Source organism: Bordetella genomosp. 13 (assembly GCF_002119665.1).
Taxonomy (GTDB): domain Bacteria; phylum Pseudomonadota; class Gammaproteobacteria; order Burkholderiales; family Burkholderiaceae_B; genus Bordetella.
The window spans coordinates 1847916-1861728 of the sequence record NZ_CP021111.1 but is presented as its reverse complement, the minus strand read 5'-3'; the positions used below and the strand labels follow the sequence as shown (position 1 = coordinate 1861728).

At 68.8% G+C, this 13813-nt stretch carries 10 protein-coding genes; 6 read left to right on the top strand and 4 right to left on the bottom strand.

Going from position 1 to position 13813, the window contains the following annotated elements; genetic code table 11:
- Positions 1–11 precede the first annotated feature (11 nt).
- Positions 12–797, bottom strand: coding sequence for an amino acid ABC transporter substrate-binding protein (locus tag CAL15_RS08320; protein WP_086078154.1), 786 nt, complete (start codon positions 795–797; stop codon positions 12–14).
- A gap of 106 nt (positions 798–903) precedes the next feature.
- Positions 904–3300 (bottom strand): heavy metal translocating P-type ATPase, encoded by a 2397-nt coding sequence (locus tag CAL15_RS08315; protein ID WP_198299177.1) that lies wholly within the window; start codon positions 3298–3300, stop codon positions 904–906.
- Between the two features lie 113 nt (positions 3301–3413).
- Between CAL15_RS08315 and cadR the strand changes: the two genes are divergently transcribed.
- Together cadR and CAL15_RS08300 are read left to right on the top strand one after the other, a co-directional pair.
- The gene (cadR, locus tag CAL15_RS08305; protein WP_086078151.1) at positions 3414–3848 is read left to right on the top strand and encodes a Cd(II)/Pb(II)-responsive transcriptional regulator; all 435 of its coding nucleotides are present in this window, start codon (positions 3414–3416) and stop codon (positions 3846–3848) included.
- 74 nt (positions 3849–3922) lie between these two features.
- On the top strand, positions 3923–4507 hold the full coding sequence (locus tag CAL15_RS08300; protein WP_086078150.1) for a nitroreductase family protein: 585 nt from the start codon (positions 3923–3925) through the stop codon (positions 4505–4507).
- Between the two features lie 81 nt (positions 4508–4588).
- On the opposite strand, the gene argH is transcribed toward CAL15_RS08300, so the two are convergent.
- Positions 4589–6004, bottom strand: a complete 1416-nt coding sequence (gene argH, locus CAL15_RS08295; protein ID WP_086078149.1) for an argininosuccinate lyase — start codon at positions 6002–6004, stop codon at positions 4589–4591.
- A 125-nt stretch (positions 6005–6129) separates the two neighbouring features.
- Between argH and CAL15_RS08290 the strand changes: the two genes are divergently transcribed.
- Complete coding sequence (locus CAL15_RS08290; RefSeq protein ID WP_086078148.1) at positions 6130–7770, top strand: NAD+ synthase; 1641 nt, start codon at positions 6130–6132, stop codon at positions 7768–7770.
- A gap of 57 nt (positions 7771–7827) precedes the next feature.
- Positions 7828–8166, top strand: a complete 339-nt coding sequence (locus CAL15_RS08285; protein WP_086078147.1) for a P-II family nitrogen regulator — start codon at positions 7828–7830, stop codon at positions 8164–8166.
- A gap of 196 nt (positions 8167–8362) precedes the next feature.
- On the opposite strand, the gene gspF is transcribed toward CAL15_RS08285, so the two are convergent.
- Positions 8363–9571, bottom strand: a complete 1209-nt coding sequence (gene gspF, locus CAL15_RS08280) for a type II secretion system inner membrane protein GspF (RefSeq protein WP_086078146.1) — start codon at positions 9569–9571, stop codon at positions 8363–8365.
- 123 nt (positions 9572–9694) lie between these two features.
- Here gspF and gspD point away from each other — a divergent pair, with 123 nt between their 5' ends.
- Positions 9695–12334 (top strand): type II secretion system secretin GspD, encoded by a 2640-nt coding sequence (gene gspD / locus CAL15_RS08275; protein ID WP_086078145.1) that lies wholly within the window; start codon positions 9695–9697, stop codon positions 12332–12334.
- Between the two features lie 7 nt (positions 12335–12341).
- Positions 12342–13772 (top strand): type II secretion system ATPase GspE, encoded by a 1431-nt coding sequence (gspE, locus tag CAL15_RS08270; RefSeq protein WP_086078144.1) that lies wholly within the window; start codon positions 12342–12344, stop codon positions 13770–13772.
- Positions 13773–13813: the final 41 nt, after the last annotated feature.

The following is a 13813-nucleotide window of genomic DNA, read 5'->3' as shown; positions in this document are numbered from 1 at the left end:
GCGCGGGTCTATTACTGGGCGGTGGTCAGGTCGGTGCCGAAGTACTTCTCGGAGATCTTCTTGTAGGTGCCGTCCGACTTGATGGTTGCCAGCGCCTTGTTGATGGCCTCGCGCAGCTCGGGGTTGTTCTTGCGCATCAGCACGCCCGACGCGTTCAGGTCCTTGCCTTCGGCATAGGCCACGGCCTGCACGGGCGCATTGGGCTTCTGCTTCTTGAAGTCCAGGTACGACAGCTTGTCGTTGACGGTGGCGTCCACGCGCCGCGACAGCAGCAGGTCCACGGACTCGTTGAAGCCCTGCACCGGCACGATCTCGGCGCCGTAGCTCTGCGCCAGCTTGCCGAAGTTGCTGGTCAGCGTGTTGGCCGAGCGCTTGCCCTTCAGGTCGGCGAAGGTCTTGATGTCCTTGTTGTCGTTGCGCACGATCAGGGCGGCGGGCGAGGAGATGTACGGATCCGAGAAGTCGTACTTGGCCTGGCGGGCCTCGGTGATGCCGACCTGGTTGATGACCACGTCGTAGCGCTTGACGTCCAGGCCCGCGATCAGGCCGTCCCACTTGCCTTCGATGAACTCGGCCTTCACGCCGAGCTGCTGCGCGATGGCGCGGCCGATCTCTACGTCGAAGCCGGTCAGGCCCGAGGCGTCATGGAAAGTGAAGGGCGCATAGGTGCCTTCGGTGCCGATCTTGATGGCGCCGGCCTTCTTGATGGCGTCCAGTTCGGACTGGGCATGGGCGGCGCCCAGGGCGGCCAGCTGCATGACGCCGGCGACGAGCAAAGTGCGGACAGAGAATTTCATCGTGGAACTCCAGGTGGACGTTCACCGAAAGGATAAAGGGGGCTCACTGTAACCACCGTGCCATTGTTCCACAAAGAATAAGAAATGCTGACTTGCAAACCGCAAGTTATTTGGCGGCCCGCAGCAGGCGCAACCCGTTGGCTACCACCAGCAGCGCGGCGCCCACGTCGGCGAACACGGCCATCCACAGCGTCGCGTGGCCGGACACCGCCAGCACCAGGAACAGGGCCTTGATGCCCAGCGCCAGCGCGATGTTCTGCATCAGTACGCGGTGCGTGGCGCGCGACAGGCGCACGAAAGTGCCGATCTTGCGCAGGTCGTCGTCCATCAGCGCCACGTCGGCGGTCTCGATGGCGGTGCCCGTGCCGGCCGCGCCCATGGCAAAGCCGATGTCGGCGCGCGCCAGCGCGGGCGCATCGTTGATGCCGTCGCCCACCATGCCCACGCGGCCCCGGGTGCCGAGCTTGCTCTCGATGGCGGCCAGCTTGTCTTCCGGCAGCAGGTCGCCGCGGGCCTCGTCGATGCCGGCCCGGTCGGCCATGGCGCGCACGGTGCGGGCGTTGTCGCCGCTGAGCATCAGCGTGCGCACGCCCAGCGTGTGCAGATCGGCCACGGCCTCGGCGCTGCCTGGCCGCAGCGTGTCGGCCACGGCGGCCACCAGCAGCACCTGGCCGCCGGCCGCCAAGGCCACGGCGGTCTTGCCGTCCTGCTCCAGGGCGTCGATGCGGGCCTCGAGCGCGGCGTCCGCCAGGCCCAGTTCGCGCATCAGCCGCCGGTTGCCCAGGTACATGGTCTCGGCGCCGATGCGGCCGCTGACGCCGCGGCCGGGCAGGGCGGCGAAGTCGTCCACCGGCAGCGCTTCGGGCGCGTCGGCGGCCACGGCCAGTGCGCGTGAGACGGGATGGTCGGACCTCGCGGCCAGGCTGACCGCGGCCTGCAAGGCCGGCGTACCGCCCGGGCTGCCTGCCCGGATGACGTCCATGTCGGTCTGCACGGGGGCGCCGCGCGTCAGCGTGCCGGTCTTGTCCAGGGCCAGCCACGCAAGGCGGCGGCCTTCTTCCAGATACACGCCGCCCTTGACCAGGACGCCGCGCCGCGCCGCCGCGGTCAGCCCGCTGACCACGCTGACCGGCGTCGAGATCACCAGTGCGCACGGGCACGCGATGATCAGCAGCGCCAGTGCGCGGTACACCGCGTCCAGCCACGCCTGGCCCCACAGCAGGGGCGGCGCCACGGCCACCACCAAGGCCAGGCCCACCACGGCCGGCGTGTATACGCGCGAGAACCGGTCGATGAAGCGCTGGGTCGGCGCGCGGGCGCCCTGGGCCTGCTCGACGGCATGGATGATGCGGTCCAGCGTGGTGTTGCCGGCCGCGGCGGTGACGCGGTAGTCGAAGCTGCCCGAGGCGTTCACGGTGCCGGCATAGACCGGGTCGCCCGGCTCCTTGTCCACGGGCAGGCTCTCGCCGGTGATGGGCGACTGGTCGACGGACGAGCGGCCCTCGGCCACGTCGCCGTCGGCCGCGATGCGCTCGCCGGGCCGCACGCGCACCAGGTCGCCGGGCTTGAGATGGGCGGCTGGAACCTCGGCCCAGCCGCCATCGGGCTGTCGCACCGTGGCGCTTTGCGGCGCCAGGTCGAGCAGGCCGCGCACGGCGTTGCGCGCCCGGTCCAGCGCCCGCGCCTCGATGAGCTCCGCCACGTTGAACAGGACCATGACCATGGCGGCCTCGGGCCATTGGCCGATCAGCACGGCGCCCGTCACCGCGATGCTCATCAGGGCATTGATGTTGAGATTGCCGTTGCGCACGGCGATCCAGCCCTTGCGGTAGGTCGAGCCCCCGCAGGCCAGCAGGGACAGCAGGGCCAGCACCGCGGTCGCGGCCAGCGGCAGTCCGGCGAAATGCGCCGCCTCGGATGCCGCCGCCAGCACGCCGGCCACGGCCAGCATGCGCCAGCCGCGCGGGGCCTCGGCGGGCGTCGGGCCCGCGGGCGCGTCGTCCCGCAGCGGCTCGGGCGTCATGCCCAGCGAGCGGATGGCGGCCATGATCCGGTCCAGCGCATCCTCGGCATGTACGACGGTCAGCACGCGCTGCATCAGGTTGAAATCCAGATCGTGCACCTCGGCCATGCCGGCCAGCTTGCGTCGGATCAGCGTTTCCTCGGTGGGGCAGTCCATCTGCCCGATGCGCAGCCGTGCCAGATGCTGGCCCGCGCCGGCGCGCAGGATGGAGGGCGTCGGGTTGGCGGCGGCCTGCCCGCCCGCCATGCCGCCGTGGTGCCGGGCATGGTCCTGGGCGTGCTCGTGTTCGTGCTCGTGTTCGTGGTCGTGGGAATGTCCATGCACATGGTCATGGACGTGGTCGCGGCCCGATTGGCCTTGCGGGACGCGATCGTGGGCATGGCCATGGCAGCAGCCGTCGTGGGCGTGCGGTTCGGCCACGGCAACGGGAACGGCTGTGGGGCGTAGTGTCTTGCGAGCGGAGCTTGGCGTGCTGGGCATGGCGATTTCCGTACGAAGCGCTGGCTTGGAACCAGGTATTGCCTGCATTGCACACCCTGGAGTTACTATAGGGTCAACAGGCACCGCGTCGGGTTTCCCACCCGGGAGGACACATGAAGATCGGCGAACTTGCCAAGGCGGCCGGCACCACGGTGGAGACCGTCCGCTATTACGAAAAGGAAGGCCTGCTGCCGGCGCCGCAGCGCGGCCTGAACAACTACCGCAGCTATGGCCAGCCGCACCTGGAACGCCTGAAGCTGATCCGCAACTGCCGCGCGCTGGACATGACGCAGGAAGAGATCCGCGCCATCCTTGCGCTGGCCGACAATCACGAAACCGGCTGCGGCCCCATCAACGAGCTGTTCGACGAGCACATCGCGCATGTCGACGCCCGTATTGCGGAGCTGACCCAGCTGCGCGTCCAACTGAGCGATCTGCGCCGGCGTTGTCTGTCCGCCCGCCCGGACGCGGAAGACTGCGGCATCCTGCATGGCCTGGCCGAGATGGAAACCGAGGAGCGTCCCGCGCGTCATACCCATCTGGGATAGGGCAGTTCGGCCAACAGCGACGACGGCTTGGCGTATGATGAGAATTCTTCTCGACTAGCCTTTTGCCTTTCCTGATGACTGCCAACGCTCTCGACGCTCTGCTCAGCCGCCGTTCCACCAAACTATTGCGCGCGCCCGCGCCCAACGAAGACGAACTCGCCCGGATCCTGCAGGCGGGCATGTGCGCGCCCGATCATGGCGCGCTGCGCCCGTGGCGCTATGTGCTGATCCGCGGCGAAGCCATCGGCCGTCTGGCCGACATGGCGCTGGACGCGGTCAAGCGCAGCGGCGACAAGCGCATGACGCCCGAGAAGGAAAAGTCGGTGCGCGAATGGCTGGCCGCCGTGCCGCTGGTGATCGCCGTGGCGCAGAAAATCGAGCACGACAACCCGAAGATTCCGGAGCAGGAGCAATTGCTGGCCACCGGTGCCTCGGTGATGAACGTGTTGAACGCGGTCCACATGCTGGGCTATGCGGCCTTCTGGAGCACGGGCCTGGGCACCTACGTGGAAGAAGTGCAGGAGTCGCTGGGCCTGGATGCGCTGGACTATCGATTCCTGGGCTTCGTGGCGGTGGGCACGCTGGCCGTGGAACTGCCTCCGCTGCGTCGCCCCGACTATCGCGAGTTCGTCACCGAATGGACGGGCGTGGCCGCTTAGGCGTAGGCGTGACACGCACAGTGTCTGAGCGCGGGCCATCCATGTAGAAACGGGGCCGTTGCCGGCCCCGTTTTTGTCACATCAGGCCGTTTCGGCCAGCACGCGCTGCGCTTCCTCGCGTACGCGTTCGGGGGCGGTGCCGCCGATGTGCTTGCGTGCGGCCACCGAGCCTTCCAGGGTCAGCACCTGGTGGATGTCGGCCTCGATGGCGGCGTGGTAGCCCTGCAGCTCGGCGAGCGACAGGTCGGCCAGGTCGATGCCGCGCTGTTCGCAGTCGCGTACCGCGTGGGCGACCACTTCGTGGGCGTCGCGGAACGGAAGGCCGCGCTTGACCAGGTAGTCGGCCAGGTCGGTGGCGGTGGCGAAGCCCTGCAGCGCGGCCGCGCGCATGTTGTCTGCCTTGACGCGGATGCCGCCGGCCATGTCGGCGAACAGGGTCAGCGTGTCGCGCAGCGTATCGACGGTGTCGAACAGGCCTTCCTTGTCTTCCTGGTTGTCCTTGTTGTAGGCCAGCGGCTGACCCTTCATCAGCGTCAGCAGGGCCACCAGATGGCCGTTGACGCGACCGGTCTTGCCGCGCGCCAGCTCGGGCACGTCGGGGTTCTTCTTCTGCGGCATGATGGAGCTGCCGGTGCAGAAGCGGTCGGCCAGGTCGATGAAGCCCACGCGCGGGCTCATCCACAGCACCAGCTCTTCGGACAGCCGCGACACGTGCGTCATGACCAGGGCGGCGGCGGCGCAGAATTCGATGGCGAAGTCACGGTCGGACACGGCGTCGAGCGAGTTGCGGCATACGCCATCGAAGCCCAGCGTGGCGGCCACGCGTTCGCGGTCGATGGGGTACGAGGTGCCGGCCAGCGCGGCCGCGCCCAGCGGCAGGCGGTTGACGCGCTTGCGGCAGTCGGCCAGGCGCTCCGCGTCGCGGCCGAACATCTCGGCGTAGGCCAGCAGATGGTGGCCGAAGGTGACCGGCTGTGCCACCTGCAGGTGCGTGAAGCCCGGCATGATGGTGCCGGCGTGCTCGAGCGCCACGGTGGCCAGCGCGCGGCGCAGCTGGCGCAGCAGGTCGATGATGGTGTCGATCTCGTCGCGCAGCCACAGGCGGATGTCGGTGGCCACCTGGTCGTTGCGCGAGCGGCCCGTGTGCAGCCGCTTGCCGGCATCGCCCACCAGCTCGACCAGCCGCTTTTCGATGTTCAGGTGCACGTCTTCGAGGTCGAGCAGCCACTGGAACGTGCCGGCGTCGATTTCGGACAGGATCTGCTGCATGCCGCGCTGGATGTCGGCCAGGTCTTGGGCGGGGATGATGCCCTGCGCGGCCAGCATGTCGGCGTGGGCCAGCGAGCCGCGGATGTCGTGGCGCGCCAGGCGCTGGTCGAAGCCTACCGAGGCGGTGTAGCGCTTGACCAGGTCGGAGACGGGTTCGGAGAACCGGGCGGACCAGGCCTGCGCCTTGTTTGCGAACTGGTCCTGCGAGGAAGAGGGGGTATTTGCCATGGTGGCGGGATTATAGGCCGCGCGCCGGCGATGCCCAACCTACCAAAACTGGTAGCTCGTGACGCCCGCGGCGCCATGCGATAATTTTTTCCTTCTTTTTCCCACCGGATCCGGAATCGTTCCCCATGAGCGTCGCCAGGGTAGCAATCGCGCAAATCAATGCCGTCGTCGGCGACCTGGCGGGCAACGCCGCCAAGGTGCGGCGGGCCGCCCGCAGCGCGCATGAACAGGGCGCCGACGTGCTGGTCACGCCCGAGCTGGTGCTGCCGGGCTATCCGCCCGAAGACCTGCTGCTGCGCCCGTCCTTCATCCAGAAGCAGGAAGAGATCCTGCTCCAGTTGCGCCGCGACATGGCGGGCCTCGATGGCCTGCACGTCGTGGTGGGCTACGTGCAGCAGCGGCAGGGCCGGCTGTACAACGCGGCCGCCGTGCTGTGCGGCGGCGCCGAGATCGGCGTCTATCGCAAGCGCGAGCTGCCCAACTACTCGGTGTTCGACGAACAGCGCTACTTCGCCGCCGATGGCGCGCCGCTGGTGTTCAGCGTGAAGGGCGTGCCGTTCGGCCTGAACATCTGCGAGGACATCTGGTTCGATCGCGCGCCCGGCGCTGCCGCCGAAGCGGGTGCGCGCGTGCTGCTGGTTCCCAATGCCTCCCCGTACAACACCGGCAAGCAGGACGAGCGCCAGGCCGTGGCCGAGCGCTGTGTGCGCGATACCGGCTGCGCCGTGGTCTACGCCAACATGGTGGGCGGCCAGGACGAACTGGTGTTCGACGGCGCCTCGTTCGCGCTCGATGCCCAGGGGGTGCGCGCGGCGCGCCTTCCCGACTTCATCGAGGGCGTGAACCTGGTCGAGGTCGACGCGCAGGGCGGCGTGCGGCCGGTGTCGCGCCAGGCCGACGTGGCGCCGGCGTGCCTTGAAGAACAGGTGTGGAACGCGCTGGTGCTGGGCACGCGCGACTATCTCGGCAAGAACGGCTTTCCTGGCGCCATCATCGGCCTGTCGGGCGGCATCGATTCCGCGGTGGTGCTGGCCGTGGCGGTGGACGCGCTGGGCGCGGACAATGTGCGCGCGGTGATGATGCCCTCGCGCTATACCGCAGACATCTCGCAGATCGACGCCACCGACATGGCGCGCCGCCTGGGCGTGCAGTACGACGAGATCGCCATCGCGCCGGCAGTGGGCGCGTTCGACGAGATGCTGGCTGCGCAGTTCGCCGGCCTGCCGGTGGACGCCACCGAAGAGAACATCCAGGCGCGGGTGCGCGGCACGCTGCTGATGGCGCTGTCCAACAAGACCGGCCGGCTGGTGCTCACCACCGGCAACAAGTCCGAACTGACCACGGGCTACTGCACGCTGTACGGCGACATGGCGGGCGGCTTCGCCGTCATCAAGGACGTGCCCAAGACCCTGGTGTACCGCCTGGCGCGCTGGCGCAACGCCCAGGGCGCCACCGAGGTCATCCCCGACCGCATCATCACGCGTGCGCCGTCGGCCGAACTGCGCCCCGACCAGACCGACCAGGACAGCCTGCCGCCCTACGACGTGCTGGACGGCATCATGGAACGCTACATGGAGCGCAATGAATCGCCCGCCGCCATCGTCGCCGCCGGCTATCCCGCCGAAGCGGTCGAGCAGGTTGTGCGCCTCATCCGAATCAACGAATACAAACGCCGCCAGGCGCCTCCGGGACCGCGCGTCACGCCGCGCGCGTTCGGTCGGGATTGGCGCTATCCTGTCACCAATGGCTTTCGCGAAACGCTGTAGCCCCGCGCCGCGGGCCGTCCCACCGTTCTATCGTCCCAAGCATAATCAGGAACACACGTGAAACAAGTCACCGCCATCATCAAGCCGTTCAAACTCGACGAAGTGCGCGAGGCACTGGCCGAGGTCGGCGTCAGCGGCCTGACGGTTGCCGAGGTCAAGGGCTTCGGACGCCAGAAGGGCCACACCGAGCTGTACCGCGGGGCCGAATACGTGGTCGATTTCCTGCCCAAGATCCGCATCGACGTGGTGCTGTCCGACAAGATGGTCGAGCCCGCCATCGAAGCCATCCTGAAGGTGGCGCGCACCGGCAAGATCGGCGACGGCAAGATCTTCGTCACCCCCGTCGAGCAAGCCATCCGCATCCGCACCGGCGAGAGCGACGAAGAAGCCCTGTAATAGAACCCACCCCCGAAGCGCTGCGCGCTTCCCCCTCAAGGGGGCGGGCGACGCTGGCGGACCGGCAAAGCCCGGATCCGCGGCGTCCTGGATCGAGCACCACCTGTTTCATGCGTCGGTGTACTCCTGGCCCGCAATGAGGCTCGGAAACGACGCGGCCGGGGCCAAGCGCGCCGGCGCAGCGCTTCGGGGGGGGCTATCTCACCAGCTGGTTCATCTCCAGGATCGGCATCATCACGGCCAGCACGATCAGCAGCACGATGCCGCCCATCACCACGATGAGCAGCGGCTCGAGCAATGCAGTCATGGCCATGGCGCGACGCTCCAGGTCGCGCGACAAGTTGCTCGCGCCGCGTTCCAGCAGTTCGGGCAGGCGGCCGGTCTTCTCGCCGCTGGCGATCAGGTGGATCAGCAGCGCCGGGAAGCACTTCTGGGCCGCCAGCGAGGCCGACAGCGAGGCGCCTTCGCGCACGCGCTCGCTGGCCTCGTCCACGGCGGCGCGCAGCTTGTCGTTGCGCAGCGTGCGACGCGCCGCGTCCAGCGAGGTCAGCAGCGCCACGCCGCTGCCGGTAAGAATCGCCAGGGTCGAGGCGAAGCGCGCGGCGTCCACGCCCAGCACGAAGCGTCCGGCCATCGGCATGCGCAGCATGCGCGCGTGCCAGGCCAGGCGTGCCGCCGGCGCGCGCAGCGTGTAGCGCCACAGCGCCACGAGCAGCGCGATGGCCAGGGCGGTAAGCCATCCCCAGTCACGCACATAATCGCTGGCCGCCAGCATCATGCGCGTGAGCAGCGGCAGCTGCTGCTTGGCGTGACTGAAGGCCGTCACCACCTGGGGCACCACATAGCCCAGCAGGAAGATCACGATCACCACCGACACGCAGGCCACCACTGCGGGGTAGATGAATGCGGTCAGCACCTTGCTGCGCAGCGCGTTGCGCTCTTCGATGTAGGTGGCCAGCTTTTCCATGACCTGGGCCAGGTCGCCGGATTCTTCGCCGGCGCCGACCAGCGCGCGATAGATCTCGGGAAAGTCCCGTGGACGCGAGGCCAGGGCGACCGACAGCCGGTGCCCCGCGCGCACGTCGGCCCGCACTTCCGCCAGCAGGGCGGCCATGTGCTTGTTCTCGGTCTGCTCCAGCGTGGCCGACAGCGCGGCGTCCAGCGGCAGGCTGGCCGCCAGCAGGCTGGACAGCTGCCGCGTCATCCACGCCAGGTCGGCGTCGGACAGGCGCGGCCGGAACATCGCGGACACCGATCCGCCGGCCGCCGCCGTGGGCGCAGTCGACAGAGGCAGCAGGCCGCGGCTGCGCAGCTGGTTGCGGGCCCCGCGCTCGGTCTCGGCCTCGATCGTGCCGTGCACGATCTTGCCCAGGGCGTCGGTGGCTTCGTAACGGAAAGAGGGCATGTCAGTAGAAACTCAGATTGGGCAGTGCTTGGGGATGACACCATGCAGGGCAATTATGACTGTAGTGTTTCTCTGTCACCTCGTATACTCGCCGCATTTTCCCGCCCAGTGATGTAGGTTTTCATGCGTCAAATCCTGTCGTTCGGCCTGGCTGCCGTCATTGCCACGAGCAGCTGCGCCCTGCCGGTGCAGACCGCGTACGCGCAACAGAGCGACAATCGCGTCAGTCTCAATTTCGTGGACACCGATATTCCCGCCGTACTGCGCGCGCTGTCGGTGTTCACCCAACGCAACTTTCTGGTCGACCCGCGAGTGAAGGGCAAGATCACCCTGGTGTCCGAGCGGCCCGTCGGCCGCGACCAGGCCTTGGCCATGCTCACTGGCGCGCTGCGCATGCAGGGCTTCGCCATCGTCGACGTGGACGGCGTCACCCGTGTGGTGCCCGAGGCCGACGGCAAGCTGCAGGGCAGCCCGGTGGTGTCCGACCGCGGCGCGGCGCCCGGCACGGGCCGCCAGCCGAACGGCTCGGTGTCGCTGGAAGATTTCGCGCGCGGCAGCCAGATGATCACGCGGGTGTTCTCGCTGAAGTACGAGAATGCCGCCAACCTGGTGCCGGTGCTGCGCCCCATGGTGCCGCCCAACAATCCCATCAATGCGTACCCCGGCAACAACACGCTGGTCATCACCGACTACGCCGACAACCTCGAGCGCATCGCCCAGGTGATCGCGCGCGTGGACGTGCCGACCGCGATGGACACCGACGTGGTCCCGATCCAATATGGTATCGCCTCGGATATCGCGGCGCTGGCCTCGCAGCTGATGGATGGGCAGGGCGGCGGACAGCCCGGCGGCGGAGGCGGCGACGGCCGCATCGCCATCGTGGCCGATCCGCGCAGCAACAGCGTGGTGATCCGCTCGGGCAGCCCCGCGCGCACCCGTCTGGCTCGCGAACTGATCGCCAAGCTCGACGCGCGCCAGCAGAACGCCGGCAACCTGCACGTGGTGTATCTGCGCAACGCGCAGGCCACGCGCATCGCGCACGTGCTGGGCGGCCTGCTTACCGGGCAGGGGCAGACCCAGTCCATCGGCGGCACGGGCGGGCCGGGGGCATCGGGCTCGGTGGCGGGCGCCGGCACGGGCCTGAGCGGCCGCAGCACCTCCACTGCCTCGCGCGGCAACACCAGCAGCGCCATGCGCGGCTTCGGCGGCAGCTCCAACGGGCTGGGCAGCAGCAGCCAGAGCGGTTTCGGAAACCAGCAGCAGATCTCGCGCGAGGATCCCGGTTCCGCGGCCGAACCGGTGTCGTATGCGGCGGGCGGCGCGGTCATCCAGGCCGATCCGTCCACCAACACGCTGATCATCTCCGCGCCCGAGCCGCTGTACCGCAGCCTGCGCGAGGTGATCGACCAGCTCGACCAGCGCCGCGCGCAAGTGCTGGTGGAAAGCCTGATCGTCGAGGTGACCGACGACGCCGCCGCGCAGTTCGGCATCCAGTGGATGGCTGGGGGCAGCAGCCTGTCCAGCGGCAACACCAGCTTCATCGGCGGCACCAACCTGGGCGGCAGCGGCATCACGGGCAACGGTCCCACCACCATCGACGCGCTGGGCAGCGGCCTGAGCCTGGGCGTGGTGAAGGGCACGGTCGACGTGCTGGGCAACGAGGTCATCAACCTGGGCGTGCTGGCGCGCGCCATGCAGGGCACGGGCCAGGCCAACATCCTGTCCACGCCCAACCTGCTGACGCTGGACAACGAACAGGCCAGCATTCTGGTGGGCCAGACCGTGCCGTTCGTCACCGGCCAGTACGTCACGTCCGGCAGCGGCGACAGCAACAACCCGTTCCAGACCATCGAGCGCGAGGACATCGGCCTGAAGCTGAACATCCGGCCGCAGATCTCCGAAGGCGGCGCGGTGAAGCTGGACATCTACCAGGAAGTCAGCACCATCGACGACTCGCGTTCCAGCGCGGCCGGCGGCATCGTCACCAACAAGCGCGCCATCGACACCAGCGTGCTGATCGACGACGGCCAGATCATCGTGCTGGGCGGCCTGCTGGAAGACAGCGTGACCATCTCTTCCGACAACGTGCCGGGGCTGAGCCGCATTCCGGTGCTGGGCGCGCTGTTCCGCTACGACACGCGGCGCCGCACCAAGACCAACCTGATGGTGTTCCTGCGGCCCTACGTGCTGCGCGATTCGCGTGCCAGCGCCAACGTCACGCTGGACCGCTACGACTACATGCGCCGGGCGCAAAGCAACGCGCAGCCCGGCGACCACTGGCTGCTGCCCGACATGCAGGCGCCTCAGCTGCCGCCCGCCAATGTGCCGGGCGTGGGCGAGCGGCCCTATGACATGCGTCCCGAGCATCTGTCCGACACGATGCGTCGCCCCGGTCCGCAGACGTCGCAATCCACCGCGGTGCGCCACCTGCCGCAAGGCCCGGACAGTGTCGACGCCAACCAGCCGATCCGCGCCAGCCTGCCGCTGGGCGTGAGCATCGCGCGCGATCCGTCGGCGCTGTACGGCCAGCCCGACAACTCCAGCACCACCCTGCAGATCGCCTCGGTCGAACGCCAGGAAGACGCCGACCAGATCGTCAAGCGCGTGCAGATCAGCGGGCTGAACGCTTATTCGCGCGTCGGTCCCGGAGGCATGGGCGTGGTGGTGCGCGCGCAGGTCGCGCGCGACGCCACCACCGTGGACACCGCGCTCACGCTGTTGCGCCAGCTGGGCTATCGTCCCGAGCTCGTGACCAATATGTAGGCCGGCGATGAATCCCCATCCCTTGCCCTATGCCTGGGCGCGCGCGCACCGCGCCATGCTGTCGCTGCGCCCCGGCGCGGCGCAGCTGACCATCACCTCGCGCACGCCGTCGTGGGCCGTGCGCGAGATCCTGCGCTGCCACGGCGAGGTGCCGGTGGTGCGCGTGGAGGATGGCGCGCTCGAGACCATGCTGACGGCCGCCTACAGCGATACCGAGGACGCGGCCTCGGTGATGGGCGTGGCCGAGAGCGAGATCGACCTGGACCGGCTGCTGCAGGACATGCCCGAGGTGGCCGACCTGCTCGAGGCCCAGGACGACGCGCCGGTGATCCGCATGATCAACGCGCTGTTCGCCCAGGCCGCGCGCGACAACGCCAGCGACATCCACATCGAGCCGTTCGAGACGCATTCGGTGGTGCGCTACCGCGTCGACGGCACGCTGCGCGACGTGGTCTCGCCGCGCAAGGCGCTGCATTCGGCGCTGATTTCGCGCATCAAGATCATGGCGCACCTGGACATCGCCGAGAAGCGCCTGCCGCAGGATGGCCGCATCGCGCTGCGCGTGGGCGGCCGGCCCATCGACGTGCGGGTGTCGACCCTGCCCACGGGCCACGGCGAGCGCGCCGTGCTGCGCCTGCTGGACAAGGAAGCGGGACGCCTGCAGCTGGAGAAGCTGGGCATGAGCCCCCTGGTGCTGGGCAGGCTGGACAAGCTGGTGCGCCAGCCGCACGGCATCGTGCTGGTCACGGGCCCAACCGGCAGCGGCAAGACCACCACGCTGTATGCGGCGCTGGCCCGCCTGGACGCCAGCACCAGCAACATCCTGACGGTGGAAGACCCCATCGAATACGACCTGCCCGGCATCGGCCAGACCCAGGTCAATCCCAAGATCGACATGAGCTTCGCCACGGCCCTGCGCGCCATCCTGCGCCAGGACCCGGACGTGATCATGATCGGCGAAATCCGCGACCTGGAAACCGCGCAGATCGCCGTGCAGGCGTCGTTGACGGGCCACCTGGTGCTGGCCACGCTGCATACCAACGACTCGGTGTCGGCCGTCACGCGTCTTACCGACATGGGGGTCGAGCCCTTTCTGCTGGCCTCGTCGCTGCTGGGGGTGCTGGCGCAGCGCCTGGTGCGCAAGCTGTGCCCCGAATGCCGGGCGCCCGAGACGCAGGCCGACGGCCGCACCGTGTATCGCGCGGTGGGCTGCCCGCATTGCAATCACACCGGCTACAGCGGCCGCTCGGGCATCCACGAGCTGTTCGTGGTGGATGACGTGACGCGCGCCCTGATCCACGAAGGCCGCGACGAGCAGGCCCTGCGCAACGCGGCCGCGGCCGCGGGCATGCACAACATGCGAGAGGACGGCCAGCGCTGGATCGACGCCGGCGTGACGTCTCCGGAAGAGATCATCCGCGTCACGCGCGACGATTAGCGGCGCGTGCCGCGGCGGCGGTCGCGCGAGGCGCCGCGCCG